General features: G+C 60.1%; 25 protein-coding genes. 10 read left to right on the top strand and 15 right to left on the bottom strand.

Annotation, left to right across the window (positions count from 1 at the left end; genetic code table 11):
- Positions 1-35 precede the first annotated feature (35 nt).
- On the top strand, positions 36-1,436 hold the full coding sequence (gene gltX, locus SKA53_RS02940; protein ID WP_007204557.1) for a glutamate--tRNA ligase: 1,401 nt from the start codon (positions 36-38) through the stop codon (positions 1,434-1,436).
- 89 nt (positions 1,437-1,525) lie between these two features.
- Entirely contained in the window at positions 1,526-2,821 is a 1,296-nt protein-coding gene (locus tag SKA53_RS02935; RefSeq protein ID WP_007204556.1) for a citrate synthase, read from the top strand.
- Between the two features lie 51 nt (positions 2,822-2,872).
- On the opposite strand, the gene SKA53_RS02930 is transcribed toward SKA53_RS02935, so the two are convergent.
- The 11 genes from SKA53_RS02930 to SKA53_RS02880 all read right to left on the bottom strand — a co-directional run bounded on the left by SKA53_RS02930 (position 2,873) and on the right by SKA53_RS02880 (position 14,236).
- Complete coding sequence (locus tag SKA53_RS02930; protein WP_040482770.1) at positions 2,873-3,649, bottom strand: enoyl-CoA hydratase-related protein; 777 nt, start codon at positions 3,647-3,649, stop codon at positions 2,873-2,875.
- A 71-nt stretch (positions 3,650-3,720) separates the two neighbouring features.
- Positions 3,721-4,161 carry a cytochrome c-type biogenesis protein gene (locus tag SKA53_RS02925; RefSeq protein WP_007204554.1) on the bottom strand — a complete coding sequence of 147 codons (441 nt, stop codon included), beginning with the start codon at positions 4,159-4,161 and terminating at the stop codon, positions 3,721-3,723.
- Entirely contained in the window at positions 4,158-6,134 is a 1,977-nt protein-coding gene (locus SKA53_RS02920) for a heme lyase CcmF/NrfE family subunit (RefSeq protein ID WP_007204553.1), read from the bottom strand. The genes SKA53_RS02925 and SKA53_RS02920 overlap by 4 nt, the downstream gene beginning before the upstream one ends.
- Positions 6,135-6,208: 74 nt before the next feature.
- A complete protein-coding gene (locus tag SKA53_RS02915; RefSeq protein ID WP_007204552.1) occupies positions 6,209-6,412 on the bottom strand; it encodes a hemolysin XhlA family protein in 204 nt (67 codons plus the stop codon).
- Positions 6,402-6,893 carry a holin family protein gene (locus tag SKA53_RS02910; RefSeq protein WP_040482769.1) on the bottom strand — a complete coding sequence of 164 codons (492 nt, stop codon included), beginning with the start codon at positions 6,891-6,893 and terminating at the stop codon, positions 6,402-6,404. Before SKA53_RS02910 ends, SKA53_RS02915 begins: the two co-directional genes overlap by 11 nt.
- The gene (locus SKA53_RS02905) at positions 6,884-7,495 is read right to left on the bottom strand and encodes a holin-associated N-acetylmuramidase (RefSeq protein ID WP_007204550.1); all 612 of its coding nucleotides are present in this window, start codon (positions 7,493-7,495) and stop codon (positions 6,884-6,886) included. Before SKA53_RS02905 ends, SKA53_RS02910 begins: the two co-directional genes overlap by 10 nt.
- 44 nt (positions 7,496-7,539) lie before the next feature.
- On the bottom strand, positions 7,540-8,007 hold the full coding sequence (gene ccmE, locus SKA53_RS02900) for a cytochrome c maturation protein CcmE (protein ID WP_007204549.1): 468 nt from the start codon (positions 8,005-8,007) through the stop codon (positions 7,540-7,542).
- Positions 8,004-9,032 carry an N-acetyl-gamma-glutamyl-phosphate reductase gene (gene argC, locus SKA53_RS02895; RefSeq protein WP_007204548.1) on the bottom strand — a complete coding sequence of 343 codons (1,029 nt, stop codon included), beginning with the start codon at positions 9,030-9,032 and terminating at the stop codon, positions 8,004-8,006. The genes ccmE and argC overlap by 4 nt, the downstream gene beginning before the upstream one ends.
- Before the next feature lie 12 nt (positions 9,033-9,044).
- Positions 9,045-9,857, bottom strand: a complete 813-nt coding sequence (locus SKA53_RS02890; protein WP_007204547.1) for a glutamate racemase — start codon at positions 9,855-9,857, stop codon at positions 9,045-9,047.
- The gene (locus SKA53_RS02885; RefSeq protein ID WP_040483091.1) at positions 9,835-10,740 is read right to left on the bottom strand and encodes a lysophospholipid acyltransferase family protein; all 906 of its coding nucleotides are present in this window, start codon (positions 10,738-10,740) and stop codon (positions 9,835-9,837) included. Before SKA53_RS02885 ends, SKA53_RS02890 begins: the two co-directional genes overlap by 23 nt.
- A gap of 82 nt (positions 10,741-10,822) precedes the next feature.
- A complete protein-coding gene (locus tag SKA53_RS02880; protein ID WP_007204545.1) occupies positions 10,823-14,236 on the bottom strand; it encodes an indolepyruvate ferredoxin oxidoreductase family protein in 3,414 nt (1,137 codons plus the stop codon).
- 153 nt (positions 14,237-14,389) lie between these two features.
- Here SKA53_RS02880 and SKA53_RS02875 point away from each other — a divergent pair, with 153 nt between their 5' ends.
- The 4 genes from SKA53_RS02875 (at position 14,390) to grxD (ending at position 18,504) form a co-directional block, all read left to right on the top strand.
- Complete coding sequence (locus SKA53_RS02875) at positions 14,390-15,295, top strand: LysR family transcriptional regulator (protein ID WP_007204544.1); 906 nt, start codon at positions 14,390-14,392, stop codon at positions 15,293-15,295.
- A 326-nt stretch (positions 15,296-15,621) separates the two neighbouring features.
- Positions 15,622-17,781, top strand: coding sequence for a phosphoribosylformylglycinamidine synthase subunit PurL (gene purL / locus SKA53_RS02865; protein ID WP_007204543.1), 2,160 nt, complete (start codon positions 15,622-15,624; stop codon positions 17,779-17,781).
- 100 nt (positions 17,782-17,881) lie between these two features.
- Entirely contained in the window at positions 17,882-18,118 is a 237-nt protein-coding gene (locus tag SKA53_RS02860) for a BolA/IbaG family iron-sulfur metabolism protein (RefSeq protein WP_007204542.1), read from the top strand.
- A gap of 26 nt (positions 18,119-18,144) precedes the next feature.
- Entirely contained in the window at positions 18,145-18,504 is a 360-nt protein-coding gene (gene grxD, locus SKA53_RS02855) for a Grx4 family monothiol glutaredoxin (protein WP_040482767.1), read from the top strand.
- Here grxD and zapA read toward each other — a convergent pair whose 3' ends face one another.
- Both zapA and SKA53_RS02845 read right to left on the bottom strand, forming a co-directional pair.
- Positions 18,505-18,897, bottom strand: a complete 393-nt coding sequence (gene zapA / locus SKA53_RS02850; protein WP_007204540.1) for a cell division protein ZapA — start codon at positions 18,895-18,897, stop codon at positions 18,505-18,507.
- Positions 18,884-19,429, bottom strand: a complete 546-nt coding sequence (locus SKA53_RS02845) for a hypothetical protein (protein WP_007204539.1) — start codon at positions 19,427-19,429, stop codon at positions 18,884-18,886. The genes zapA and SKA53_RS02845 overlap by 14 nt, the downstream gene beginning before the upstream one ends.
- Positions 19,430-19,683: 254 nt before the next feature.
- On the opposite strand from SKA53_RS02845, the gene tkt reads away from it, so the two are divergent.
- From tkt to gap (SKA53_RS02825), 4 genes are all read left to right on the top strand, one after another.
- Positions 19,684-21,702 carry a transketolase gene (tkt, locus tag SKA53_RS02835; protein WP_007204537.1) on the top strand — a complete coding sequence of 673 codons (2,019 nt, stop codon included), beginning with the start codon at positions 19,684-19,686 and terminating at the stop codon, positions 21,700-21,702.
- Between the two features lie 178 nt (positions 21,703-21,880).
- Positions 21,881-22,882: a type I glyceraldehyde-3-phosphate dehydrogenase gene (gene gap, locus SKA53_RS02830; RefSeq protein ID WP_007204536.1), complete on the top strand. Its 1,002-nt coding sequence runs from the start codon at positions 21,881-21,883 to the stop codon at positions 22,880-22,882.
- Between the two features lie 25 nt (positions 22,883-22,907).
- Positions 22,908-23,051 carry a hypothetical protein gene (locus SKA53_RS15485; RefSeq protein ID WP_007204535.1) on the top strand — a complete coding sequence of 48 codons (144 nt, stop codon included), beginning with the start codon at positions 22,908-22,910 and terminating at the stop codon, positions 23,049-23,051.
- Between the two features lie 79 nt (positions 23,052-23,130).
- Positions 23,131-24,132 (top strand): type I glyceraldehyde-3-phosphate dehydrogenase, encoded by a 1,002-nt coding sequence (gap, locus tag SKA53_RS02825; protein WP_007204534.1) that lies wholly within the window; start codon positions 23,131-23,133, stop codon positions 24,130-24,132.
- A gap of 57 nt (positions 24,133-24,189) precedes the next feature.
- Here gap (SKA53_RS02825) and coaD read toward each other — a convergent pair whose 3' ends face one another.
- Both coaD and SKA53_RS02815 read right to left on the bottom strand, forming a co-directional pair.
- Entirely contained in the window at positions 24,190-24,684 is a 495-nt protein-coding gene (coaD, locus tag SKA53_RS02820) for a pantetheine-phosphate adenylyltransferase (RefSeq protein WP_007204533.1), read from the bottom strand.
- A gap of 96 nt (positions 24,685-24,780) precedes the next feature.
- Positions 24,781-25,215, bottom strand: a complete 435-nt coding sequence (locus tag SKA53_RS02815) for a CBS domain-containing protein (RefSeq protein WP_007204532.1) — start codon at positions 25,213-25,215, stop codon at positions 24,781-24,783.
- Positions 25,216-25,245 lie beyond the last annotated feature (30 nt).

The raw sequence follows: 25,245 nt of genomic DNA, 5'->3' as shown, positions 1-25,245 counted from the left end.
AGTCCAAAGCTGGTGAACGAAAGGTTAAGCCCATCATGTCCCGTCCTGTCGTCACACGTTTCGCGCCTTCGCCCACGGGTGCTTTGCACATTGGGGGCGCGCGCACGGCCCTTTTCAACTGGCTTTACGCGCGCGGGCGCGGTGGCAAGTTTCTGCTGCGGATCGAGGATACCGACCGCGCACGGTCCACCCCCGAAAACGCGCAAGCGATTCTGGACGGGCTGACATGGCTGGGGCTGGATTGGGATGGCGATCCTGTCAGCCAGTTTGACAGCGCCGCGCGCCATGCGCAGGTCGCACATGACTTACTGGCAGCCGGCAAGGCGTATAAGTGTTTCAGCACGCAAGACGAAATCGAAGCTTTCCGCGAACAGGCCCGCGAACAGAAAACCTCGACGCTGTTTCGCTCTCCGTGGCGCGACGTGCCTGCAGCCGACCACCCTGACCTGCCTTTCGTCATCCGCATCAAGGCCGCGCGCGAAGGCACAACCACCCTGCATGACGAGGTGCAAGGCGATGTGACATGGTCCAACGACCAGTTGGATGACATGATCCTGCTGCGCTCGGACGGCAGCCCTGTCTATATGCTGGCGGTCGTGGTGGATGATCACGACATGGGCGTCACCCATGTGATCCGCGGCGATGACCATCTGGCCAATGCTTTCCGGCAAAACCTGATCTATGACGCGATGGGCTGGCCGAAACCGGTGCTGGCGCATATCCCGCTGATCTATGGTCCCGATGGCAAGAAATTGTCCAAACGCCATGGCGCGACCGGCGCTGCGGAATATCAGGCGCTGGGGTATCCTGCGGCGGGGATGCGTAATTATCTGGCCCGTCTGGGCTGGTCGCACGGCGATGCGGAATTCTTTAGTGATGCGCAGGCGCGCGACTGGTTCGACCTGCACGGGATTGGCAAATCACCGGCACGGTTCGACACGGCCAAACTTGAACATCTGTGCGGTCAGCATATCGCTGTCGCTGACGATGCTGCGCTGCTGCATGAATTGCAGGGCTACCTTGCGGCAACCGGCGCCGCGCCGCTGGGTGATGCGCAAAAAGACGGGCTGTTACGCGGCATGTATTGCCTGAAAGAACGTGCAAAAACCTTTCCAGAACTTGTTGAAAAGGCACATTTTATCTTGACCAGCCGCCCGATTGTCCCGGATGAGAAATCGGCCGCGCAACTTACCGATGTATCCCGTGGTATACTGTCGGAATTGACGCCGCAGTTGCAAAATGCTAGCTGGACCAGAGATACTCTGGAAAGCATCGTTGCGACCATTGCCCAGGCGCATGACACCAAGCTTGGCAAACTGGCGGGACCTTTGCGCACCGCGTTGGCCGGGCGTTCGGTGTCCCCCAGCGTTTTCGACATGATGCTGGTTCTGGGGCAATCCGAGACGATTGGCCGCCTTTCGGATGCCAGCAAGTAAACCAGATCGTCACAAAAGGTGATTATCGGGTAGAATTGAACAAGGACGTGCGGGCGTAGATTGATGCGCCGCAGATGAGGGAAAGCACCATGGCTGAAACGACAGATACCGCGAAACTGACGATCAAGGGCAAGACCTACGACCTGCCTGTCTATTCCCCAACCACCGGCCCGGATGTTCTGGACATTCGCAAGCTTTACGCCCAGGCCGATGTGTTCACCTATGACCCCGGCTTTACCTCGACCGCGGCCTGCGACAGCACGATCACCTTTATCGACGGTGACAAGGGTGAGCTGCTGCATCGCGGCTATCCGATCGACCAGCTGGCCAGCCAGTCGCATTACCTCGAAGTCTGCTATCTGCTGCTTTATGGTGAATTGCCTTCGGCGGCGGAGCTGGAAAAGTTTGAATCGCTGGTGACCAACCACACAATGATTCACGAACAGATGCACAACTTTTTCCGTGGCTTCCGCCGCGATGCGCATCCGATGGCGACGATGGTCGGTGTGGTCGGCGCGATGTCGGCGTTTTATCACGACAGCACCGATATCAACGACGAACACCAGCGCGAGGTGGCATCGATCCGCCTGATCGCCAAGATGCCGACGATTGCCGCGATGGCCTATAAATATTCGATTGGCCAGCCTTTCGTCTATCCGCGCAACGATCTGGATTATGCGGCGAATTTCCTGCATATGTGTTTCGCCGTGCCGGCGGAAACCTATCATGTGAACCCGATCCTTGCCCGTGCAATGGACCGGATTTTCACGCTGCATGCGGATCATGAACAAAACGCCTCGACCTCGACCGTGCGTTTGGCCTCCTCCTCCGGTGCCAATCCGTTTGCCTGTATCGCGGCGGGCATTGCCTGCCTTTGGGGTCCGGCACATGGCGGGGCGAACCAGGCTTGTCTTGAAATGCTCAAGGAAATCGGCACGCCAGACCGTATCCCTGAATTCATCGCGCGCGCCAAGGACAAGAACGATCCATATCGCCTGATGGGTTTCGGCCACCGGGTTTACAAAAACTTCGACCCCCGCGCCACGGTGATGAAACAATCCGCCGATGAAGTGCTGGATTTGCTGGGCGTGGAAAATAATCCCGTCCTGCAGGTTGCCAAGGAATTGGAACGTCAGGCGCTGGCCGATCCGTATTTCGCGGAAAAGAAATTGTTCCCCAACGTCGATTTCTATTCCGGCATCATATTAGAGGCGATGGGTTTCCCGACCTCGATGTTCACCCCGGTTTTTGCGCTCGCGCGCACCGTGGGTTGGATTTCGCAGTGGAAAGAACAGCTGGCCGATCCACAGCTGAAAATCGGCCGGCCACGGCAATTGTATCTGGGGTCAACGGCCCGCGATTACGTCGATATCGAAAACCGCTGAATGAAAAAGGCCGCCCCTCGGGGCGGCCTTTTATTTTCACGGGGTTGTGGTTCAGCGCCCTTCATAGACCGGCTTGCGCTTTTCGAGGAAAGCCACAACGCCTTCCTGAAAATCACGGGTCTGCCCGCAGCGCCCTTGCAGCCGCGCCTCGAGCGCCAGTTGATCGTCGAGCGTGTTTTCAAACGAGCCACGAATCGCTTTTTTCAGCTGCCGGTAGGCCACGGTCGGCCCCTGCGCCAGATGGGCCGCGCGTGCAGCGATGTGATCCGCGAAACCGGCATCGGATACGACCTCATAGATCATGCCCCAGTCGCTGGCCTGCTGCGCGCTGATCTTGTCGGCGAACAGGGCGGCCCCCATCGCCTTGGCCGCGCCCACCTGCCGTGGCAGCCAATAGGTGCCGCCTGCATCGGGGATCAGGCCGATGCGGGTAAAGGCCTGCACGAAATACGCAGAATCGGCGGCGATCACCACGTCGCAGGCCAGCGCAAGATTGGCCCCTGCCCCCGCCGCAGCCCCGTTGACCGCAGCAATGGTCGGGATACGACAGTCAAAGATCGCCTTGAGCATCGGCACATATTCGTCGCGCAATGTGCGTTCGAGGTCGATCGACGCAGCAGACCCGCCATCGCCCAGATCCTGCCCCGAACAAAACGCCTTGCCCGCACCGGTCATCACCAGCACACGCGCGTCTTTTTCGGCGGCTTTGACGGCATGGGCGATTTCGGCGCGCATCTGCGTGTTCAGCGCATTCATCACCGTTGGCCGGTTCAGCATCAGCGTTGCAACCGCATCGCGGATGGTAAGTGTGACGGCCTGATAATCCATAATGCGGTCCTTGTTGCTCAAATCACCCCCACATTACTGAACAAGGCGGTTCAGGAAAGGACAACATCACGTCAGGAGCGTAATATCTTTTGCAATTCAGCTTTTTCGGCGTCGCTCAGCTCTGGAGGGGCGACGGCGGGGCGGCGGATCACCGACCAGCCGATGCCAAGCGCGATCAGCAGCATGACGGGCGCGGCATACCACAGCACCACATTCACGCCGCTGGTATCGGGGCGCAGCAGCACAAATTCACCGTAACGGGCGACGAGAAAATCCACCGCCTGTTCATCGCTATCGCCATCGACCAGCCGTTCGCGCAGCAGGATACGCAATTCGCGCGATAATTCAGCATTGGATTCGTCGATGCTTTCGTTCCGGCAGACCGGGCAGCGCAGGCCCTGCGACAGGTCGCGCGCGCGCTTTTCCAGGACCGGATCGTCCAGCACTTCATCGGGTTGCACGGCAAAAGCCGCTGATGCGACCAACAAGAATATCGCAATCAGCCGGATCATTCTGCCGGCACCGCGCCTGGACGCTCTGGTTTGGGCGCCGCTGCACCAACCCGCAACCGTCTGTCCGACAGCGACAACAGGCCGCCAAGCGCCATCAGCATACAGCCACCCCAAATCCAATTGGCAAAGGGTTTGTCATAGGTGCGCACGGCCCAGCCGCCATTTACCTGCGGATCACCGACCACGACATAGACATCGCGGATGATCCCGTTGCTGATCGCGGCTTCGGTCGTGGGCATGTTGGCCACGGGATAGAACCGCTTTTCAGGCTGCAACGTGTATAATTCACGATCTCCGCGCCAGATGGACATATCAGCCATCGTGGTGACGTAATTTGGCCCTTCAATCTGGTTCACGGCATCAAGCTGTACCTGGAATGCGCCCATATCCCAGCGGTCACCGATATCAGCGATGCGGATATCCTCTTTTTGCCAAGCCAGCATCGCGGCGACGCCAAAGACGGTCACGCCCATGCCGATATGTGCCGTGGCCTTGCCCCAATCGGCGCGTGGCAGGTTACGGATGCGCCGCAGCCTTGTGCGCAGATCATCGCGGCCTGCGCGCAGCCACAGATCAGCCAGCGCACCGCCCACAACCCAGACACCCAGAGCCACACCCACAGGCCCCAGCGCGGACCCGCCGCTTTGCACCGCATAGGCCAGTGCGGCCAGCGCCACCGCCAGCGCCAACCAGCCCACCATCGCCTTGGACATCCGGTCCAGCGTGCCGCGTTTCCATGCCAGCATTGATCCCAGCGGCAAGGCGATCGCCAACCCGACCATGAAAGGCGTGAAAGCCGCGTCAAAGAATGGCGGCCCGACCGACAATGTCCGGTCAAACAGCATCTCCGCCACCAGCGGCCACATCGTCCCGATGAAGACGACAAAACAGCTGACAGCCAGCAAGATATTGTTCAGCACCAGCGCGCTTTCGCGGCTGACCGTCGAAAACACGCCCTTGGACTGCATGGCCGAGGCGCGGAATGCGAACAGCGTTAGCGACCCGCCCAGAAAGATTCCCAAAATGATCAGCAACAGAACGCCGCGTTCCGGGTCCACGGCAAAGGCATGGACCGAGATCAGAACCCCTGATCGGACGATGAACGCACCCAGCAGCGAAAATCCGAAAGCCAGAATCGCCAGCAGGATCGTCCAGCTTTTCAACGCCTCACGCTTTTCGACCACGATGGCCGAGTGGAGCAAAGCCGCAGAGATCAGCCAGGGCATCAAACTTGCGTTTTCGACAGGGTCCCAAAACCAGAACCCGCCCCAGCCCAATTCGTAATAGGCCCACCAGGACCCAAGCGCGATCCCCACGGTCAGAAACATCCATGCAGCCAATGTCCAAGGCCGCACCCAGCGCCCCCAAGCGGCATCAACCCGCCCTTCGATCAGCGCGGCGACGGCAAAGGAAAACGCCATGCTCAGCCCGACATAGCCCAGATACAAAAATGGCGGATGAAACGCCAAACCGGGGTCTTGCAACAACGGGTTCAGATCACGCCCGTTCAACGGGGGGAATTCCAGCCGCGTGAACGGGTTCGAAGTAAAGATCACGAAGGCTAGGAAAGCCACACTGATCGCGCCCTGCACCGCCAGCACCCGCGCCCGCAGACGCATAGGAAGGTTACCGCCGAACCAGCCAGCACAGGCACCGAACAGCGCAAGTATCAGCACCCACAGCAGCATTGATCCTTCGTGATTGCCCCAAACGCCGGTGATCTTGTAGATCAGCGGTTTGTCCGTATGCGAATTCAGATAGACCAGCTGAAGCGAGAAATCCGACACCACAAACGCCCATGTCAACGCGGCAAAGGCAAAGCCCGTCAGCAAAAACTGGATCGTCGCCGCCGGTTCGGCCAGGCTCATCCAGCCGACATTGCCACGCTCGGCGCCAATCAAAGGGATGATCATCTGGACGATGGCAACGCCAAAGGCCAGAATCAGGGCAAAATGCGCGAGTTCATTTAACATGGTTTTTAATTACCCTATTGGATGTCCGGTTGAAACAACGACCGACATCACATCAGCGATACAAATTGGCGCAGCTAAAGCGTAAAACCGCCCTGCACGACATAGCTGACGGCGGCCATCAGCATCCCCCCGATGATCAGCCGCACAAGCCATTTGAGCGTATCCTCGATTGCGCCAAGGCGGGTTGCCACATTGTCGCGGTGGACCGCATCCACCGCATTGCGGGTTTCCAGCTGGCGCAAACGGGATTCGAACCTGTCCAGCACGCTAGTTTCCATGGCTGGCCTGCCAGTCGCGCAGCGCGGGGTTGGTGTCATCAGGCGCAGGGCCGGGCTGGCGCGCCACGACGGCGGCGGCCAGCACGCGCTGGAAATCCTGTTCCTTGGCCTGATGGCGCGCGCCAAAATAAAAGCTGACAATCGCACCCATCAACCACCACAAAGGTTCCGGCACCAGCGCCAGACCCGCCATGCCCGCGGCAAACCCGTCAGGGTCCAGCATCGCCATCACGAACAGCCAGATCGTCCCCAGCGCCAGCATCGGGCGCGGCAGCCGGTTCAGCGCATCGACCGCGCGGTCAAACAGCCCTTGGCGGGCATGGACAAATTCGGCGGCGAATTGTTGCAGGCTTTCGCTTTTGGCATCTGCGTCGCGTATCGCGGAGCGTTCGGCATTAGGCCGGAACACCTGCGCGGTGTCCACCAAGACATTGCGGCTATTGCCAAATAGCAGCCCCATGAGTCCAGAAATCAAGCCCATGTCGCGGTCCTTTGCTGATGCTGCGCGGCTGTCAGGTGATAGTGAGATGAGATGAATTCCTCGGCCCGTGTGATCCAGCCGCCTTTGCCGCCATCGCGCCTGCGGGCATATTTGCGGCTGGCAGGGCGGCGATCTGCCAGATCATAATAATAATTGCGCCGCGCGATCCCGTAAGCATCGGCCAGATGATCCGGCGCCGCCTCTGCCGCGCGGCTGGCGGCGGTAATGGTCTGCGGGCCGATCACGCCATCGACGGCAACGGGGAGACGCATATCGACCAGCAAGCGTTGCAGAATGCGCACCGCATTGACGCCCGCATTGACATACATGTCAAAGACGCTGGCCTGAATGACCTGCGGCAGCCGGTCGATGCGGGGGCGGTGATAATAATGTTCAACAAAGATCGTCACGGCCTGTGTATGGTCCAGCCGCTGCACATCGGACGCGTCAATCGTGCCATCGCCGGTCAGGTCCAGCCCCAGCCTGCGCATCGTATGGATGGTCACGCCATATTTGGTCGGCCCACCCGGATCGTCAGGGTCGTTCACATAGCCGCCTTCGCGGGCGACGATCTCGGCGGCGATATCGGTGATGCTTTGCATATCCTGCCCTCTGCTGATTGCGAGGACAGGCTATCAAGACAAGGTTAATTGGTGATGCGGGCACCGTTCGGGTCGACATAGACCCCTTGCGCCTTCAGCGCGTCCAGCACCTCTGTCGGCATGTAGGTCTCATCATGTTTGGCAAGGATTTCAACGGCTTCGAACCGGCCATTGATCATGTTGCCCTGCGCCACGACGCCTTCGCCTTCGGAAAACAGGTCCGGCAGGATACCGGCGTAAACGACAGGGATCGACGCGCCGCCATCGGTGACGGCAAAGCTGATTTCCTGCCCCTGCCCGCGCACCAGTGTCCCTGTTTCAACCAGACCACCAAGGCGGAACCGTTCATTGGGCATGGGGGTGGCTTCGGCCACTTCAGATGGCGAGCGGAAGAACTGGAAACTGTCTGACGGCAGAAACCACAACAAAACCAGCACAAAGGCCACGCAGGCCCCCGCGATGGAAATCACCTGCACGCGGCGGCGTTTCTTGAGGTTTTTCAAACCACTCATGGGAAGACCGGCACGAGCATCAGACCATCCGTTTCATTCAGACCCAACATCAGGTTGGCGTTCTGCACGGCCTGCCCTGACGATCCTTTACATAGGTTGTCGAGGGTCGCCACCACAAGGGCACGGCCTGATATGCGGTCGGATGTCACACCGATATGGCAGAAATTCGACCCCATCACATGGCCGGTGCCGGGACATTGGCCAAACGGCAGGACGTGAATGAACGGTTCATCCGCATAGGCCACGCTTAGGGCGGCATGAATCGCCTGCGCATCGCCGCGCAGATAACAGCTGGCCAGAATACCGCGGCTGATCGGCACCAGATGCGGGGTGAACTGGATTTCGACCTTTCGTCCGGCAAGGGCCGAAAATTCCTGATCGAATTCGCCCAAGTGCCGGTGCTTGCCGCCTTGCGAATAACCCAGCACATCGGTGCTGCGTTCGGTGAACAGCATGTTTTCCTTCAGCGACCGCCCTGCCCCCGAAATCCCGTTTTTCAGATCGCAAATGATGTCATCAAGGTCGATCAGCCCACCCGCAATCAGCGGGCGCAGCGCAAATTGCACGGTGGCAGCGTTGCAGCCCGTGCCAGCCACCAGCCGCGCGGATTTGATTTCGTCGCGGTAAAACTCGGTCAGCCCGTAGACAGCGGTTTTCTGCAATTCGGGCGCAACATGCGGCGCACCATACCATTTTTCGTAATCCGCCGGATCGCGCAGCCGGAAATCGGCGCCCAGATCGACAACCTTCACCGCTTGGGGCAGATCGCGGACCAAGGCTTGCGACAACCTATGCGGCAAGGCGGCGAACACCAGATCAATGCCGGAAAAGTCGATGTCTTCCATCTTGACCAGCGCGGGCAGGTCCAGATGGCGCAGATGCGCGAACACATCGGCCATCTGCTGGCCGGCCTTGCGGTCGGCGGACAGGGCCGCAATCCGCAGATGCGGATGGGTGGCGATCAGGCGGACAAGTTCGGCACCGGTATAGCCCGACGCGCCCAGAATGGCGATGTTATAGGTCATGACGGACCCCTTTTATGCAGCGGTAAACGTGATCTGGCGGCGCAGGAATTGCGTGGCGCGCGCCGATACACGGGCCGGATCGCCGGTGGTCAGAAAGGCGCTGTCGCGGCCGGTGCCGACCATTTCGGGGCGGCGGCTCAGGTAATCGGCCAGACTTTCGGCGACCAGATTGGCCTGTGAAAACACCTTGGCCTGAGGCCCCAGCGCGTCTTGAAACACCTTTTCCATCAACGGGTAATGCGTACAGCCCAGCACGGCGGCATCGGGGTTCGGCATCTTGCGGCGCAAGGCATCAACATGGCTGCGCACCAGTGCCTCGGCCAAAATCATATCGCCGTCCTCGATCGCATCAACGACACCGCCGCAGGCCTGCGCCTCGACATCGACGCCGATGGCGCGGAACGCCAGTTCACGCTGAAACGCGCGGCTGGATACGGTGGCGGGGGTCGCGAACAGGGCGACATGCTTGATCGCCACTTCGCGCGGGGGGGAATTGTCGCCCCATTGCCGTTCGGTCAGCGCCTCGATCAGCGGCACGAACACACCCAGCACGCGTTTGCCCTGCGGCACCCAGCTTTCTTGCATCCGGCGCAGGGCGGCGGCGCTGGCGGTGTTGCAGGCCAATATCACAAGATCGCAGCCTGCATCGAACAGCCGCTGGGTGGCGGCGGTGGTCAGGTTGTAGATATCGTCGGGCGTGCGCACGCCATAAGGCGCATGGGCGCTATCGCCCAGATAGACCAGCGGGACATCGGGCAGCCGTTTGGCCACCGCATCCAGCACGGTCAAACCGCCCAATCCGCTATCGAATATCCCTACGGCCATCGCGCACCTTGTATTTGTCTTCGAATTCATGCCCGATCATGGTCGGATCGAGCGGGTCGAGACTTAACTCATAGGTGGCTTTTCGCAGGAAATCCATGCATGCTTTGGGGTCTTTTTTCAGCCCTGCCAAGGCATCGGCGGCAATAGGCTTGCCGATCACCACACGCACGGGTTTGTTGATGCGGGCTTTGAATTCGCGGATCAACAGGCCCATCCGCAGGGTCACATGCAGATGGCTGGCCAGCTGGAACAGGCGGCTGTTGCGGCCTTCAAAAAAGATCGGCACGACCACCGCATCGGATTTGGCGATCATCTTGGCGGTGAAATTGCGCCAGCTGGGGTCCATCGGCGGCGAAAACGGCTTGGCCGAGGTGGATACTGTCCCGCCCGGAAAAATCCCGATGGCCCCGCCTGCCGCCAGATAGCGGACAGCCTCTGCGCGGGTTTCAAGGTTCAGCTTGGCGGCTTCTTTGGTTTCATCAAAGGAAATCGGCAGGATCACCTTTTCCAGATCGGGCGAGGCGCGGAAAATCCGGTGCGCCAATACCTTGAAATCGCCGCCACGGCGCTGCGACAGGATCAGCCCCATCATCAGCCCGTCCAGAATACCGTAAGGATGGTTGGACACCACGATCAGCGGGCCAGAGCTGGGGATATCATCCAGCGATCCACCCGCGATTTGCAAATCAAGGCCATAGCGCGCGGTGATCACCTGCCAGAAATCCGCCCCCTGTGCGACGTCGCGGTCATAGCCACGCGCCTTTTTGATCAGGCGCAGCCGTCCGGTGGCGTTTTCCATCACGCGGATCAAGGCGCGCCCGCCCCGCCCCTTGGCCGATGTGGCATAGGTGATATCTCGCGCCACCTGCCGATCCTTGCGCATCATTCATGCCCTCGTCATGCACCCCGCGCGGCACTAGCAGGATCATGCAACACTTGCATGACAAAAATGTGAACCCAGACCATCATTCTGCCGCCTGCTGCATCGGTGCCGCATGTAGGCTGGTCAGCAATTCCTCGCGGCGCTTGGCGGCTTTGCGCGCGGCTGCATCCTTGACCGGGCCAAAGCCGCGGATATCCAGCGGCAGGCGCGCCAGTGCCACGGCGGCATCATGCGTATCGGGGCGCAGGATGCGCAGAACCTGTGCCATATCCGCCTCGTATTGCGCGATCAATGCGCGTTCCATCCGCCGTTCGGGGTTGCGCCCGAATGGGTCAAGCAATGTGCCGCGCAGAAATTTGAACTGCGCCAGTTTGGGAAAGGCCCAGGCCATCCGCGCGCCAAATTCCCGTTTCACAGGCCGTGCGTCGCTGCCGGTTTTGGACATGATCGGCGGCGCCAGATGATAGGTCAGTTTCAGATCGCCGTCGAATGTGGCAGCAGCCTTGGCGCGGGTCTGGGTCAAAAGGCGCGCAACCTCGTATTCATCCTTATAGGACAACAGCTTGTGATAACCCAGCGCCACAGCCTCGCGCAGCGGTTCATCCCGAAACTGGTCCACGAATGTGCGATAGCGTCGGGCCAATCGCGCGCTTTGGTATTGGGTCAGGTGGGTCATGCGAAAGGCGATCTTGTCGTCCAATGTCTGCGGTAAAACCACAACATCCGGCGCAAGGATGGCCGCTGCATCCGCCGGATGCAGATAGGCCCAGCGGCCATAGTCAAAGGCGGCGATGTTGCGCTTGACCGCAGCGCCGTTCAGGTCAATCGCGTCGATGATCGCCTGACGGGTCAAGGGGATTGCCCCCATCTGCCAGACCGCGCCAAAGATCATCATGTTGGAATAGATGCTGTCACCCAGCAGCGCACGAGCCAGATCAGAGGCGTCGAACAGCATCACATTTTCGCCCAGCCGCGCCTGTAGCGACAGGCGCAATGCATCGGTCGGCAGTGTGAATGCGGTATCACGGGTGAAATCGCCGGTGATGATCTCATGGCTGTTAACCACGCCGCGCGTGCGGCCCGCGCGCATCAGCCCCAGCGTTTTCGCCCCCGCCGACACCACCAGATCGCCACCGATCAGCGTGTCGCATTCGCCGGTCGCCACGCGGATCGCGCTGATATCGCCCGGCTTTTCGGCGATGCGGCAATGGATATGCACGGCCCCGCCTTTCTGCGCGAGCCCCGCCATTTCCATCATGCCTGCGCCCTTGCCGTCGATATGCGCGGCCATCGCCATGACCGCGCCGATGGTCACGACGCCTGTGCCACCCACGCCGGTGATGACGGTGTTATGCGTGCCGTGGATGGCAGGCAGAACGGGATCAGGCATGTCGGGCAGATCGACGGCGGCGGTGGCGTCTTTGCGGATTTGCGCGCCTTCAATCGTCACGAAAGACGGGCAGAACCCTTTGACGCAGGAAAAATCCTTGTTGCAGGACGATTGGTCGATGGCGCGCTTGCGCCCCAGTTCGGTTTCGACCGGCACGATGCTGACGCAGTTGGATTGCACCCCGCAATCGCCGCAGCCTTCGCAGATATCCGTGTTGATGAACACGCGCTTGTCGGGGTCGGGGAATTGGCCGCGCTTGCGCCGCCTGCGCTTTTCGGCGGCACAGGTCTGGACATAAACAATGGCAGACACACCCTTGTATTTGCTAAATTTCTTTTGCACAGCTTCGAAATCAGCGCGTTCGTTGATGTCCAGTCCCGCAGGAAACACCGACAGGTCCAGATCCTCTTTCGCGTCATGGACAAGTGCGATGTTGCGCACCCCCATCGCCTGCAATTCACGGCAGATCTGGTCAGGCGTCAACCCGCCATCATTGCCCTGCCCGCCGGTCATGGCGACCGCGTCGTTATACAGAATCTTGTAGGTGATATTGGTCCCCGCCATCAGCGCAAAGCGGATCGCCTGCACGCCCGAATGGTTATAGGTGCCGTCGCCAAGGTTCTGGAACACATGGTCACGGGTGGAAAACGGGGCTTCACCCACCCAGTTCGCGCCCTCGCCGCCCATCTGGGTAAACCCGACCGTGTCACGGTCCATCCATTGCACCATATAGTGACAGCCGATGCCGGCATAGGCGCGCGACCCTTCGGGGACCTTGGTCGATGAATTATGCGGGCAGCCCGAACAGAAATAAGGCAGACGTGCCGCCAGTTCCGGCGCATTGTCGGCGCGCCGTGCCTCGGCCAAGGCGGTCATGCCGGCGCTGATCCCGTCCGACCCGCAGCCTTCCTCTATCAAAATCCCGCCGATCTTTTCGGCGATCCAGATCGGGTCAAGCGCTGCACGGGTCGGAAAAATCTCTTCGCGCCGCCCTTCGGAATGCTCGTCCCCCTTGTGCCAGCCGTAAACGCGGGTGCGGCTGTCGTCGAACAAGGCTTCTTTGACCTGCACTTCGATCAGCTTGCGCTTTTCCTCGACCACGATGACCAGATCAAGCCCCGCCGCCCAGTCATGGAACGACGCCATATCCAGCGGCCAGACCTGCCCGACTTTATATGTGGTGATGCCCAGACGTTCGGCGTCGCCCTCGGAAATATTCAACAAGGCCAGCGCATGTTGCAGATCAAGCCAGTTTTTGCCCGCCGCCACAAAGCCAATCTTTGCACCAGCCTTGCCCCATTTGCGCTGGTCCATCTTGTTGGCGCGGCTGAACGCCTCGGCGGCGAAACGTTTGTGGTCGATCATCCGCGCCTCTTGCAGCTGCGGGGTATCGACCAGACGGATGTTCAACCCGCCATCAGGCAAGGCCATGTCGGGCGTGACAAAATCGGCACGGAAAGGATCGGCATCGACGACCGATGTGACCTCGACCGTGTCTTTCATCGTCTTCAGCCCGACCCAGACACCCGCATAGCGCGACAAGGCCCAAGCATAGAGGCCATAATCAAGGATTTCTTGCACCCCGGCAGGCGACACGATGGGCATATAGGCATCGACCATCGCCCAGTCGGATTGATGCAAAGTGGTGGAACTTTCGCCAGTATGGTCATCGCCCATCGCCATGATGACGCCACCATGCGGCGATGTGCCTGCCATATTGGCATGTCGCATCACATCGCCGGACCGGTCCACGCCGGGGCCTTTGCCGTACCACAGGCCGAAAACACCGTCGAACTTGCCTTCACCGCGCAATTCGGCCTGCTGGCTGCCCCATAGCGCGGTGGCGGCCAGATCCTCGTTCAGCCCCGGTTGAAAGGTAATATCGGCGGGTTCCAGCACATTTTTCGCGCGCGCCATCTGCATATCCACCGCCCCCAAGGGCGACCCGCGATAGCCGGTTACATAGCCCGCCGTGTGCAACCCTGCGCGTGTATCACGCGCCTTTTGCATCAGCATCAAACGGACCAAAGCCTGCGTACCGTTCAACAAAACCGGCGATTTGTGTAGATCATAACGGTCATCGAGTGTGATTTCATGACGGCCCATCTGACACCCTCCCAAGCACTCATAGCGAGAGCGTAGGTCACAATTGCTGACCTACAAAGCAAAAAATCGCGAAAAATGGCCTGCACAACCTTTTGCTGCAGGCGCAGCATCATTAGTATACATCCACGGCAGCAGCGGCAACGAAAGCACAGGATGGACTGGGACAAGCTAAGAATATTTCACGCGGTCGCGGACGCAGGGTCACTGACCCATGCGGGCGACACGCTGCACCTGTCGCAATCGGCCGTCAGCCGGCAGATTCGCGCCTTGGAAGAAACGTTAAACACCACCCTGTTTCACCGCCACGCGCGCGGTCTGATTCTGACCGAACAGGGTGAATTGCTGTTTGACGCGACCAAATCAATGAACAAACGCCTTGAAACCGCCTCTGCCCGCATCCGCGACAGCGAAGAAGAGGTTTTTGGTGATCTGCGCGTGACCACAACGACGGGGTTCGGCACGCTTTGGCTGGCCCCGCGCCTGCCCAAATTATTCGAAGCCTACCCTGACCTGAAAATCGACCTGATGCTGGAAGAACGCGTGCTCGACCTGCCGATGCGCGAGGCCGATGTCGCCATCCGTATGAAAGAACCGTCACAGGCCGATCTGATCCGCAAACGGCTGATGTCGGTCAGGATGCGGCTTTATGCATCGCCCACCTATCTGGAAACGAACGGCACGCCAGAATCGCTGCTGGATCTGTCGGACCACCGGCTGGTCTGCCAAAGTCTTAATTCAATCCAGGTCGCGGCAGGGGCAACGCTGGTGCAGCATTTGCTGACCAGTGACATCCAGCACCTGTTTACCGTCAATAATTACTTTGGCGTGTTGCAGGGCGTATTGAACAATATCGGGATCGGTGTGCTGCCCGATTACGTCACCGAGGATTTCCCCGATCTCGTGCGCGTCCTGCCCGATCTTGAAAGCGGCGAAGTCCCCGTATTCCTGGCCTACCCCGAGGAATTGCGCCAATCCAAACGGATCGCCGCATTCCGCGATTTCGTGCAGGAAGAAATCTTTGCCCACCGCCGCAAGATCCGCGAAGCCGCGCCGCAATAGGCAAGGCCCGGCGCGGGGGATCGCCCTACCAAGCCATGCAAAAATCGCATAGCGGCAATGCGCATGTGGCAGACATTTTTTCTTGAACGGTCAAAAAACGCACCCTATCTGTCCGGTCGAGGGCATCATGCGCGCTTGCGCATCGCTCTCACCTCCCTGTTGGACTTCGCCGGGCCTCGTGCCCGGCTTTTTTTTGCCCTGCGGGGCGGTGGTGCGGCCCACCGCCACCCGCCGGAAAGCGCATGCCAGCACCGCAATCCTTGCGTTTTGCGTCTTTAATCCATGGGCCTGCCTCTGTATGACAGGCGCAGCACCAAGGGGACATCATGACAGAGCCAGCCATCACGCCCGATCTCATCGCAGCCCACGGGCTGAAGCCCGACGAATATCAGCGCATTCTGGACATTATCGGCCGCACGCCAAGCTTTACTGAACTGGGCATCTTTTCGGCGATGTGGAACGAACATTGTTCCTATAAATCATCAAAAAAATGGCTGCGCACCCTGCCGACGACCGGCCCGCAAGTCATCTGTGGCCCCGGTGAAAACGCGGGCGTTGTCGATATCGGCGATGGTCAGGCCGTGGTGTTCAAGATGGAAAGCCATAACCACCCCAGCTATATCGAACCCTATCAGGGGGCCGCGACTGGCGTGGGCGGTATTCTGCGCGATGTGTTCACCATGGGCGCGCGCCCGATTGCGGCGATGAATGCGCTGTCCTTTGGCGAACCCAGCCATCCCAAAACCCGCCAGCTGGTCAATGGTGTCGTCGCTGGCGTCGGTGGCTATGGCAATGCCTTTGGCGTGCCGACCGTGGGCGGCGAGGTGCGGTTTCATGCCGCCTATAACGGCAATTGCCTTGTGAACGCCTTTGCCGCCGGTCTGGCCGATGCGGACAAGATTTTCTATTCTGCAGCCTCCGGTGTAGGGATGCCCGTCGTTTATCTCGGCGCGAAAACCGGGCGCGACGGCGTCGGCGGCGCGACCATGGCATCGGCCGAATTCGACGACAGCATCGAGGAAAAGCGCCCCACCGTGCAGGTTGGTGACCCGTTCACCGAAAAACGCCTGATGGAAGCGACATTGGAACTGATGGCCACAGGTGCGGTGATTTCCATTCAGGATATGGGTGCGGCTGGCCTGACCTGTTCGGCCGTGGAAATGGGCGACAAAGGCGGGCTGGGCATCCGGCTGAACCTTGACGCCGTGCCACAGCGCGAAACCGGCATGACCGCCTATGAGATGATGCTGTCGGAAAGCCAGGAACGCATGCTGATGGTCCTGCGCCCCGAACTGGAATCGCAGGCGCGCGCCGTTTTCGTCAAATGGGATCTCGATTTCGCCATCGTCGGCGAAACCATCCCAGAGGACCGCTTTATCGTCGTGCATAAAGGCGTGGTGATGGCCGATCTGCCGCTGGCCACGCTGTCCGGGTCCGCCCCCGAATATGACCGGCCCTGGGTGCCAACACCGGCACAGCCGCCTTTGGGTGATGTGGTGGGCGTGAACCCGATTGATGGGCTGCGCGCCCTGATCAGCAGCCCCAATTACGCGGCCAAGCAATGGGTTTATGAACAATACGACGCTCAGGTCATGGGCGATACCGCACGGATACCGGGCCTTGGCGCGGGTATCGTGCGGGTGCATGGCACGGATAAATCGCTGGCCTTCACTTCTGACGTCACGCCGCGCTATGTGATGGCCGACCCGGTGGAAGGCGGCAAACAAGCCGTCGCCGAAGCCTATCGCAACCTCACCGCCGTCGGGGCCAAACCGCTGGCCACCACCGACAATATGAATTTCGGCAATCCCGAAAAACCCGAAATCATGGGGCAATTCGTCGGCGCCATTCAGGGGATCGGGGCGGCGGTCACCGCACTCGACATGCCGATCGTGTCGGGCAACGTATCGCTTTATAACGAAACCGACGGCAAGGGCATCCTGCCCACCCCCACCATCGGGGCCGTGGGGATCATCACCCACCCCGACCAGATCATCAGCGGCCAGTTGCGCGACGGCCATGTGCTGTTGGTCGTGGGCGACACCACAGGCCATCTGGGCCAATCCGCCCTGCTGGCAGAGGTCTATCACCGCGCTGAAGGCCCGCCGCCGCCCGTCGATCTGGACGCAGAACGGCGCCATGGCGATTTCATCCGCGCCAATCACACGCTGATCACCGCCTGTACCGATCTGGGCGACGGCGGCTTGGCGCTCGCGGTGTTTGAACTGGCCGAATCCGCAGGTGTGGGTATCACGCTCGATGCTGGCGACACGCCGACACTATTCGGCGAGGATCAGGCGCGTTACCTGATCGGCTGCAATTTCGATCAGGCCGAGGCGCTGATGGTCGCCGCAGGTCAGGCCGGCGTGCCGGTCACAACCGTGGGCAAGGCCGGTGGCGACCAGATCACCTTTGGCAGCGACAGCGCGCCCTTGGCCGACCTTGCCTTGATCTATCGCACCAGCTTTGAAAAAGCGCTGGCCTGATGGCTTCTTATTTCTCAAAATACTCCCGCCGGAGGCAGCGTCTTGCCTGCCGCCCGCATCACACCTAGTTTGTACATGACACGCCCGAAAAGGACCGCAGATGCCCATCACCGCCCATGAGATCGAAACGCTGTTGCGCGAAAGCTTCCCGCAGGCCCGGATCAGCGTACAAGGCGATGACGGCGCGCATTTCGCGGCAGAGGTCATCGACGAAAGCTTTCGTGGCCTAAACCGCGTGCAGCAGCAACGCGCGGTCTATGCCGCGCTCAAAGGCCGGATGGACGGCAGCCAAGGCGAATTGCACGCGCTGGCACTGACCACCAAGGCGCCCGATTGAAACACGACCTGACAAAGGACCGCCACATGACTGCCAAAGACCAAATCCAAGAAACAATCACATCGAATGATGTGGTATTGTTCATGAAGGGCACGAAATCCATGCCACAATGCGGGTTTTCCAGCCGCGTCGCAGGGGTGCTGAATTTCATGAACGTCGATTTCGCCGATGTAAACGTGCTGGCCGACGAAGAGATCCGCCAAGGCGTCAAGGATTTTTCCGACTGGCCAACGATCCCGCAGCTTTACGTCAAGGGCGAATTCGTCGGCGGTTGCGACATCATCACCGAGATGACCCTCTCGGGCGAGCTGGACACGCTGTTTGCCGAAAAAGGCGTGTCCTTTGATAAGGACGCCGCCGAAAAGATCCGTGAAGCCAACGCCTGATCAGGCCAGTTTCGCATCGACCTGATCTGCCAGGGCTTCGGCCCTGGCGGCCAGTTCGGCCAATGTGTCCACAACATCGACAGGCACCACAGGCACTTCGATCCTTTGAGGCGCGGGTGCTGGCTGCGCTTGGGCATCATCCAGCTTGGCGCGCAGTGCCACCGCTTCGACCTGCGCCTCGCGCAGCTTGTCTTCCAGACCGGCGGTCTTGTCGGCCAAAAGCAGCCCCGCCATCAGCAGCATCCGCGCTTCGGGCAGACGGCCGATCTGTTCGGCCAGTGTCGCGGCTTCGGCGTCCAGCATGGCGGCGGCGGAATGCAGGAAATGTTCCTCGCCTTCCTGACAGGCCACTTCAAACGTGCGCCCGCCGATAAAAATTTCAACCTGCGGCATGGGCGGCGTCCTCGATCAGGGGTTTGAGTTCGGCCAAAATCATATCAATCTCGGCGGCATCGGTGGCGCGCAGCGCCTGCAAGGCGTCAATTTCGGCGGCCAGGGCCGTGTCGATCATGCCGGGTGCAAGCCCCACCGTCAGCGCCTGGCGCAATTGGCCATTGAGATCGCGCAATTGCTGGGTCGCGGCGCGCAAGCCCTGCAAATGCGCATCCATGGTCTGCAACTGGGCCGCTTGGGTTTCCAACCGCACGGTCAGCGCAGCGACCTGCGCGTCCTTTGCATGCAGTGCTGCCTGATCTGCAATCTGAGCATCCAGCGCGGCCTGCGCGGCCTGCGCGTCTTGTGTCTCTAGCGCAGCCTGCAATTGCTGGATCTGGTCCCGCAGCGCGCCGGTCTGCGCCTGCTCGGCCCGCAAGGCGTCAAAAAGCGAGCTTTCCGCCGCATCAGCCTTGTCCTGCGCCTCCATGCCGCGGCGTATTCGGTCCAAAGCCACCGTGATCCGATGACCAAGTTCCAGCACATCACTCATTGACCGACCTTTCACATTCTGCGACGCCCGATTGCCCCGATCAGGGCCAGACCTTCACCCCGGTATCGACCCCGGTCAGCGGCGCTTACCCCGAATCGTTCCGGCATTTCCAAATCCTATGCGATCAACCGCAGCGCGGCAAACGCGCTGACGGCATAGATCAGAACAGGTTAGCTGTCGCGCTTGATCTTGGGGGCGACCCTGTTATGACGCTGTTCATAGAATTTAATCCCTTTGGTTAAAGGACTGCCCCCTTGGATATTGCCGCCCTGCGTTCTGCGCACCCCGATCACTGGAAAAAGGCCACCGCCATCCGCACCCTGACGCTTGATGCGGTCGCGGCTGCCAATTCGGGCCATTCCGGCATGCCGATGGGCATGGCCGATGTCGCAACAGTGCTGTTCCAGAACCATCTGAAATTCGACCCAAAGTCCCCTGCATGGCCCGACCGCGACCGGTTCATTCTGTCGGCAGGGCATGGGTCGATGTTACTTTATGCGCTGATGTATCTGACCGGATACGAGGATATCACGCTTCAGCAGATCAAGGATTTCCGCCAATGGGGTGCCAAAACCGCAGGCCACCCCGAATATGGCCATGCGCGCGGCATTGAAACCACCACCGGCCCCCTGGGCCAGGGCATCGCCAATTCGGTCGGTTTCGCCATCGCCGAGGAAATCCAGCGCGCCCATTGGGGGGCCAAGATTGTCGATCACCACACCTATGTGATCGCCGGTGACGGCTGCCTGATGGAAGGTGTGAGCCAAGAGGCGATCGGTCTGGCTGGGATGCAAAAGCTGGGTCATCTGGTTGTGTTCTGGGACAACAACAACATCACCATCGACGGCACTGTCGATATCGCCGATATCACCGACCAGCCAGCGCGCTTTGCCGCATCGGGCTGGCATGTGCAGGAAATCGACGGGCATGATCCGGTCGCCATCGACGCGGCAATTGTGGCGGCCAAGGCTGATCCGCGCCCCTCGATGATCGCGTGCAAGACCCATATCGCGCTGGGACATGCGGCGCAGGACACGTCCAAAGGCCATGGTGCCTTGACCAATGCCGACCAGCTGGCTGCGGCAAAAACCGCCTATGGCGCGCCGATGGGCGCGTTTGAAGTGGCCGATGACGTTCTGGACGCATGGAAAGCCATCGGCGCGCGCGGTGCGGCCACCCGGGCCGCTTGGGACGCCCGCTTTGCCGCGCTATCGGCTGCCAGACAGGCCGAATTCACCCGTGCCTATGCCGGTGACGCGCCCAAGAAACTATCCGCCACGATCCGCGCGCTGAAAAAGCAGATCTCTGAAAGCGCGCCATCAGTCGCGACGCGCAAATCGTCCGAAATGACGCTGGAAGTCATCAACCCGATCATGCCGGAAACCATCGGTGGTTCGGCCGATCTGACAGGGTCGAACAACACCAAAACCGGTGATCTGGGCGTGTTCCATCCCGATACCCGCAAGGGGCGGTATATCTATTACGGTATCCGCGAACATGGGATGGCTGCGGCGATGAACGGCATGGCGCTGCATGGCGGGGCGCGCGCCTATGGCGGCACCTTCATGTGTTTCACCGATTACGCCCGCGGCGCGATGCGCCTGTCCGCGCTGATGGGCGTGCCGGTGACCTATGTGATGACGCATGACAGCATCGGTCTGGGCGAAGATGGCCCGACCCACCAGCCTATCGAACATCTGGCGATGCTGCGCGCCACGCCGAACATGCATGTGTTCCGCCCTGCCGATACGATTGAAACGGCCGAAGCCTGGGAAATCGCGCTGACCAGCAAAACCACGCCAAGCGTGCTGGCCCTGTCGCGCCAGAACCTGCCCACGGTGCGCAAGACCCACACCAACAAGAACCTGACCGCGCAGGGTGGCTATGTGCTCACCGATGCGGATGGCAAGCGGCAGGCGATCATCATGGCCACCGGGTCCGAGGTGGAAATCGCGCTGGCCGCGCGCGATCTGTTGCAGGCCCAAGGCATCGGGACACGGGTTGTGTCCATGCCTTGCTGGGAATTGTTCGAGGAACAGGACGCCAGCTATCGCCGCCGTGTGCTGCCCGCAGGCCCCGTGCGTGTCGCGGTCGAGGCGGGTATCCGGTTCGGCTGGGACCGCTGGCTGTTTGGCGAGGGTGGCAAGCGTGAAAAGTCCGGCTTCGTCGGCATGCATGGCTTCGGTGCCTCTGCGCCGGCGGAACGTCTGTATGCGGAATTTGGCATCACTGCGCAGGGCGTGGCCGACAAGGTCAAATCGCTGATCAAGTAAAACCGGCGTAAGGTGGGTTCAAACCCACCTTACCCATCCGCCCGAATGTTGGCGCAAACATTTAGCGGTAACAGCACAAAAACCCGTCTGTTACCGTTAACACCCTGACAACAAGTCACTTTTTTCTGGACACCGCGGCATACAATCTGCACGACGCATGCAGACATAGGGGTGCCACATGACAATCACCATCGGGATCAACGGGTTTGGCCGCATCGGACGCTGCACATTGGCGCATATCACCGAAGCGGGACGCAATGACGTGCAGGTCGTCAAGATCAACGCCACCGGTCCCATCGCCACCAATGCGCATCTGCTGAAATACGATTCCGTGCATGGCAGGTTCGGCCATCCGGTGAGCGTCAAAGGCAATACGCTCGACCTTGGGCGCGGCCCCATCGACGTGATGTCAAGCTATGACCCCGCCACGCTGGATTGGGACGGCGTTGATGTCGTGCTCGAATGCACCGGCAAGTTCAACGACGGCCACAAGGCTGCCGTGCATCTGGACCGTGGCGCGCGCAAGGTGCTGATCTCGGCGCCTGCCACAAACGTAGACCGCACGGTGGTTTACGGCGTCAATCACCGCGACCTGCTGGCGACCGAACGGCTGGTGTCGAACGGGTCCTGCACCACCAATTGCCTTGCCCCGCTGGCCAAGGTCTTGAACGATGCCATCGGGATCGAACGCGGCATCATGACCACGATCCACAGCTATACCGGCGACCAGCCGACATTGGACCGCCGGCATGACGATCTGTATCGCGCGCGCGCTGCCGCAATGGCGATGATCCCGACATCAACGGGTGCCGCCAAAGCCTTGGGCGAGGTGTTGCCCGAACTGGCAGGCAAGCTTGACGGCACCGCGATGCGCGTGCCCACCCCCAATGTCAGCGCCGTGGACCTGACATTCGAGGCGGGCAAATCCGTCACCGTCGCAGAAGTCAACGCTATCGTGGCCGAGGCCGCAGGCGGGTATATGGGCATGGTCCTGGCCTATGATGACGAAGCCAAGGTCAGCATCGATTTCAACCACACCACACAAAGCTGCATCTTTGCCCCCGACCAGACCAAAGTCGTCGGCGGGCGCACGGTGCGGGTGCTGGCATGGTATGACAATGAATGGGGCTTTTCGGCGCGCATGGCCGATGTCGCTGCAACCATGGGGCGCTTGCAATAAGCGCAGTCATTGCTAGACCTGTGGCATGACGAATGGGATCGCGGTTTTTCTTCTTGTGCTGATCGGGGCGGCGCTGGCCTATGACGGGCTGGCGAACGATTGGCAGGCTTTCACCTTCAGCTTGCGTAAATTCGTCGATTTGACGGAATATCTCGCCTTTTGGCGCTGACCGGATGGGGATCGGCAGTTGACCTTTTGCGATAAATCGCAATGTTAGCGCCAACATTCATCCCCAAGGAGGATCAACCATGGCCGTCAAAGTAGCTATCAACGGATTTGGCCGGATCGGCCGCAACATCTTGCGCGCTATCATCGAATCCGGTCGCACCGATATCACGGTGGTGGCGATCAACGACCTTGGGCCGGTGGAAACCAATGCGCATCTGCTGCGGTTCGATTCGGTGCATGGCCGGTTCCCCGGCACTGTGACGACGACCGAAACCAGCATCGACGCAGGCCGCGGCCCGATTGCCGTGACCGCGATCCGCAATCCGGCTGACCTGCCATGGGGCGATGTCGATGTGGTGCTGGAATGCACGGGGATTTTCACCAGCAAGCAATCGTGTCAGGCGCATCTGTCCACCGGTGCAAAACGCGTCCTGATTTCCGCCCCCGGCACTGATGCCGACAAGACAATCGTCTTTGGCGTGAACCACCAGTCGCTGACCAAGGATGATATTATCGTCTCGAACGCGTCCTGCACCACGAACTGCCTGTCGCCGGTCGCCAAGGTGCTGAACGATGCCGTGGGGATCACCAAAGGTTTCATGACCACGATCCACAGCTACACGGGCGACCAGCCGACCTTGGACACAATGCACAAGGATCTGTACCGGGCGCGCGCTGCGGCCCTGTCGATGATCCCGACCTCGACCGGTGCGGCCAAGGCCGTGGGGCTGGTGCTGCCGGAACTGAATGGCAAGCTGGACGGTGTGGCGATCCGCGTGCCGACGCCGAATGTGTCGGTGGTCGATCTGACATTCGAAGCATCACGCGCGACCACTGCCGAGGAAATCAACAACGCGATCATCGCAGCCGCCGATGGCCCGTTGAAAGGTATCCTTGGCTATACCGCGCTGCCGATGGTCAGCTCAGATTTTAACCACGATCCGCATTCGTCGATCTTCCATCTGGACCAGACCAAGGTGCTCGATGGCAATATGGTGCGGATCCTGTCGTGGTATGACAACGAATGGGGCTTTTCCAACCGCATGGCGGATACGGCTGTTGCAATGGGCAAGCTTTTGTAATCAAACCGTTTTTGTAACAAAGAGCCGGTCCCCTTCGGGGCCGGCTTTTTTGTGCGCCTAGCCGCGCAGGCGCGCGATCAGGGCGTCATTCACAGCGGGGGTGACGAATTTCGACACATCACCACCCAAGCGCGCGATTTCCTTGACCAGTTTCGACGCGATCGCCTGATGTTCGGCCTCGGCCATCAGGAACACGGTTTCAATCGAATCGTCCAATATCCGGTTCATGCCAACCATCTGGTATTCATATTCGAAATCCGCAACAGCCCGCAGGCCACGGATGATCACATTGGCCCCCACATCATGGGCGCAGGTGATCAGCAGGTTTTCGAACGGATGCACGATAATTTCACAGCCAACGTCGCGGCCCAGCGGAACACATTCGGCTTCGACCATGGCCACGCGTTCTTCCAGCGTGAACATCGGGCCTTTGTCGCGATTGATCGCCACGCCGATGACCAGCCGGTCTACCAGCGATGCCGCCCGCCGCACAATATCAAGATGGCCCAGCGTGACCGGATCAAAGGTTCCGGGATAAAGACCTACGCGCATAAGGCACCTCTGGAAGAAAGAATATTGCGCGCAAGCAACACTATCGCGCGGCGGATTGCAACGGGCCAAGGAGGTTTGCAGGAAAACATGAACCGCTTAATGGCCCATGATCATCCCTTCGAGCGCGTCTTTTTCCATCGACAATTCCGACAGGCGCGCCTTGACCACATCACCGATGGAAATCAGCCCGATCATCGTGCCGTTGTCCATCACCGGCAGGTGGCGAAACCGGCCTTCGGTCATCATCTGCAACACCAGATCGGCACTGTCGGCGGTGGTGCAGGTGGTCAGCTTGGCTGTCATTATCTCTGACACGGGCGCAGACAGACAGGACACGCCACGTTTGCCCAATTCGCGCACGATGTCGCGTTCCGACAGGATACCGTCCAGCGTGACACCGTCACCAGACACAACCACTGTCCCGATCCGGTTTTGTGACAACAGCGTCACGGCATCGGTCACCATATCGGTCGGCTTGACCGAGACAACACCCATATCGGCTTTGGTTTTCAGGATTTGCCCGACGATCATGATGTGTTCCCCCCATCCGCTGACGTTACT

This window comes from Yoonia vestfoldensis SKA53 (assembly GCF_000152785.1).
Classification (GTDB): domain Bacteria; phylum Pseudomonadota; class Alphaproteobacteria; order Rhodobacterales; family Rhodobacteraceae; genus Yoonia; species Yoonia vestfoldensis_A.
The sequence above is the reverse complement of the archived record's forward strand: the minus strand, read 5'-3'. Positions and strand labels throughout refer to the sequence as shown.

What these genes read in the sequence shown, in the direction of transcription:
- SKA53_RS02910 (WP_040482769.1), bottom strand. Translation starts at nt 6,893, where the DNA reads ATGGGCTTGATTTCTGGACTCATGGGGCTGCTATTTGGCAATAGCCGC.
- gltX (WP_007204557.1), top strand. Translation starts at nt 36, where the DNA reads ATGTCCCGTCCTGTCGTCACACGTTTCGCGCCTTCGCCCACGGGTGCT.
- SKA53_RS02875 (WP_007204544.1), top strand. Translation starts at nt 14,390, where the DNA reads ATGGACTGGGACAAGCTAAGAATATTTCACGCGGTCGCGGACGCAGGG.
- coaD (WP_007204533.1), bottom strand. Translation starts at nt 24,684, where the DNA reads ATGCGCGTAGGTCTTTATCCCGGAACCTTTGATCCGGTCACGCTGGGC.
- SKA53_RS02890 (WP_007204547.1), bottom strand. Translation starts at nt 9,857, where the DNA reads ATGGCCGTAGGGATATTCGATAGCGGATTGGGCGGTTTGACCGTGCTG.
- SKA53_RS02935 (WP_007204556.1), top strand. Translation starts at nt 1,526, where the DNA reads ATGGCTGAAACGACAGATACCGCGAAACTGACGATCAAGGGCAAGACC.
- gap (WP_007204534.1), top strand. Translation starts at nt 23,131, where the DNA reads ATGGCCGTCAAAGTAGCTATCAACGGATTTGGCCGGATCGGCCGCAAC.
- SKA53_RS02920 (WP_007204553.1), bottom strand. Translation starts at nt 6,134, where the DNA reads ATGTTAAATGAACTCGCGCATTTTGCCCTGATTCTGGCCTTTGGCGTT.
- SKA53_RS02845 (WP_007204539.1), bottom strand. Translation starts at nt 19,429, where the DNA reads ATGAGTGATGTGCTGGAACTTGGTCATCGGATCACGGTGGCTTTGGAC.
- SKA53_RS02930 (WP_040482770.1), bottom strand. Translation starts at nt 3,649, where the DNA reads ATGGATTATCAGGCCGTCACACTTACCATCCGCGATGCGGTTGCAACG.
- zapA (WP_007204540.1), bottom strand. Translation starts at nt 18,897, where the DNA reads ATGCCGCAGGTTGAAATTTTTATCGGCGGGCGCACGTTTGAAGTGGCC.
- SKA53_RS15485 (WP_007204535.1), top strand. Translation starts at nt 22,908, where the DNA reads ATGACGAATGGGATCGCGGTTTTTCTTCTTGTGCTGATCGGGGCGGCG.
- SKA53_RS02925 (WP_007204554.1), bottom strand. Translation starts at nt 4,161, where the DNA reads ATGATCCGGCTGATTGCGATATTCTTGTTGGTCGCATCAGCGGCTTTT.
- SKA53_RS02815 (WP_007204532.1), bottom strand. Translation starts at nt 25,215, where the DNA reads ATGATCGTCGGGCAAATCCTGAAAACCAAAGCCGATATGGGTGTTGTC.
- gap (WP_007204536.1), top strand. Translation starts at nt 21,881, where the DNA reads ATGACAATCACCATCGGGATCAACGGGTTTGGCCGCATCGGACGCTGC.
- SKA53_RS02915 (WP_007204552.1), bottom strand. Translation starts at nt 6,412, where the DNA reads ATGGAAACTAGCGTGCTGGACAGGTTCGAATCCCGTTTGCGCCAGCTG.
- SKA53_RS02885 (WP_040483091.1), bottom strand. Translation starts at nt 10,740, where the DNA reads ATGCGCAAGGATCGGCAGGTGGCGCGAGATATCACCTATGCCACATCG.
- SKA53_RS02905 (WP_007204550.1), bottom strand. Translation starts at nt 7,495, where the DNA reads ATGCAAAGCATCACCGATATCGCCGCCGAGATCGTCGCCCGCGAAGGC.
- ccmE (WP_007204549.1), bottom strand. Translation starts at nt 8,007, where the DNA reads ATGAGTGGTTTGAAAAACCTCAAGAAACGCCGCCGCGTGCAGGTGATT.
- SKA53_RS02860 (WP_007204542.1), top strand. Translation starts at nt 17,882, where the DNA reads ATGCCCATCACCGCCCATGAGATCGAAACGCTGTTGCGCGAAAGCTTC.
- argC (WP_007204548.1), bottom strand. Translation starts at nt 9,032, where the DNA reads ATGACCTATAACATCGCCATTCTGGGCGCGTCGGGCTATACCGGTGCC.
- purL (WP_007204543.1), top strand. Translation starts at nt 15,622, where the DNA reads ATGACAGAGCCAGCCATCACGCCCGATCTCATCGCAGCCCACGGGCTG.
- SKA53_RS02880 (WP_007204545.1), bottom strand. Translation starts at nt 14,236, where the DNA reads ATGGGCCGTCATGAAATCACACTCGATGACCGTTATGATCTACACAAA.
- grxD (WP_040482767.1), top strand. Translation starts at nt 18,145, where the DNA reads ATGACTGCCAAAGACCAAATCCAAGAAACAATCACATCGAATGATGTG.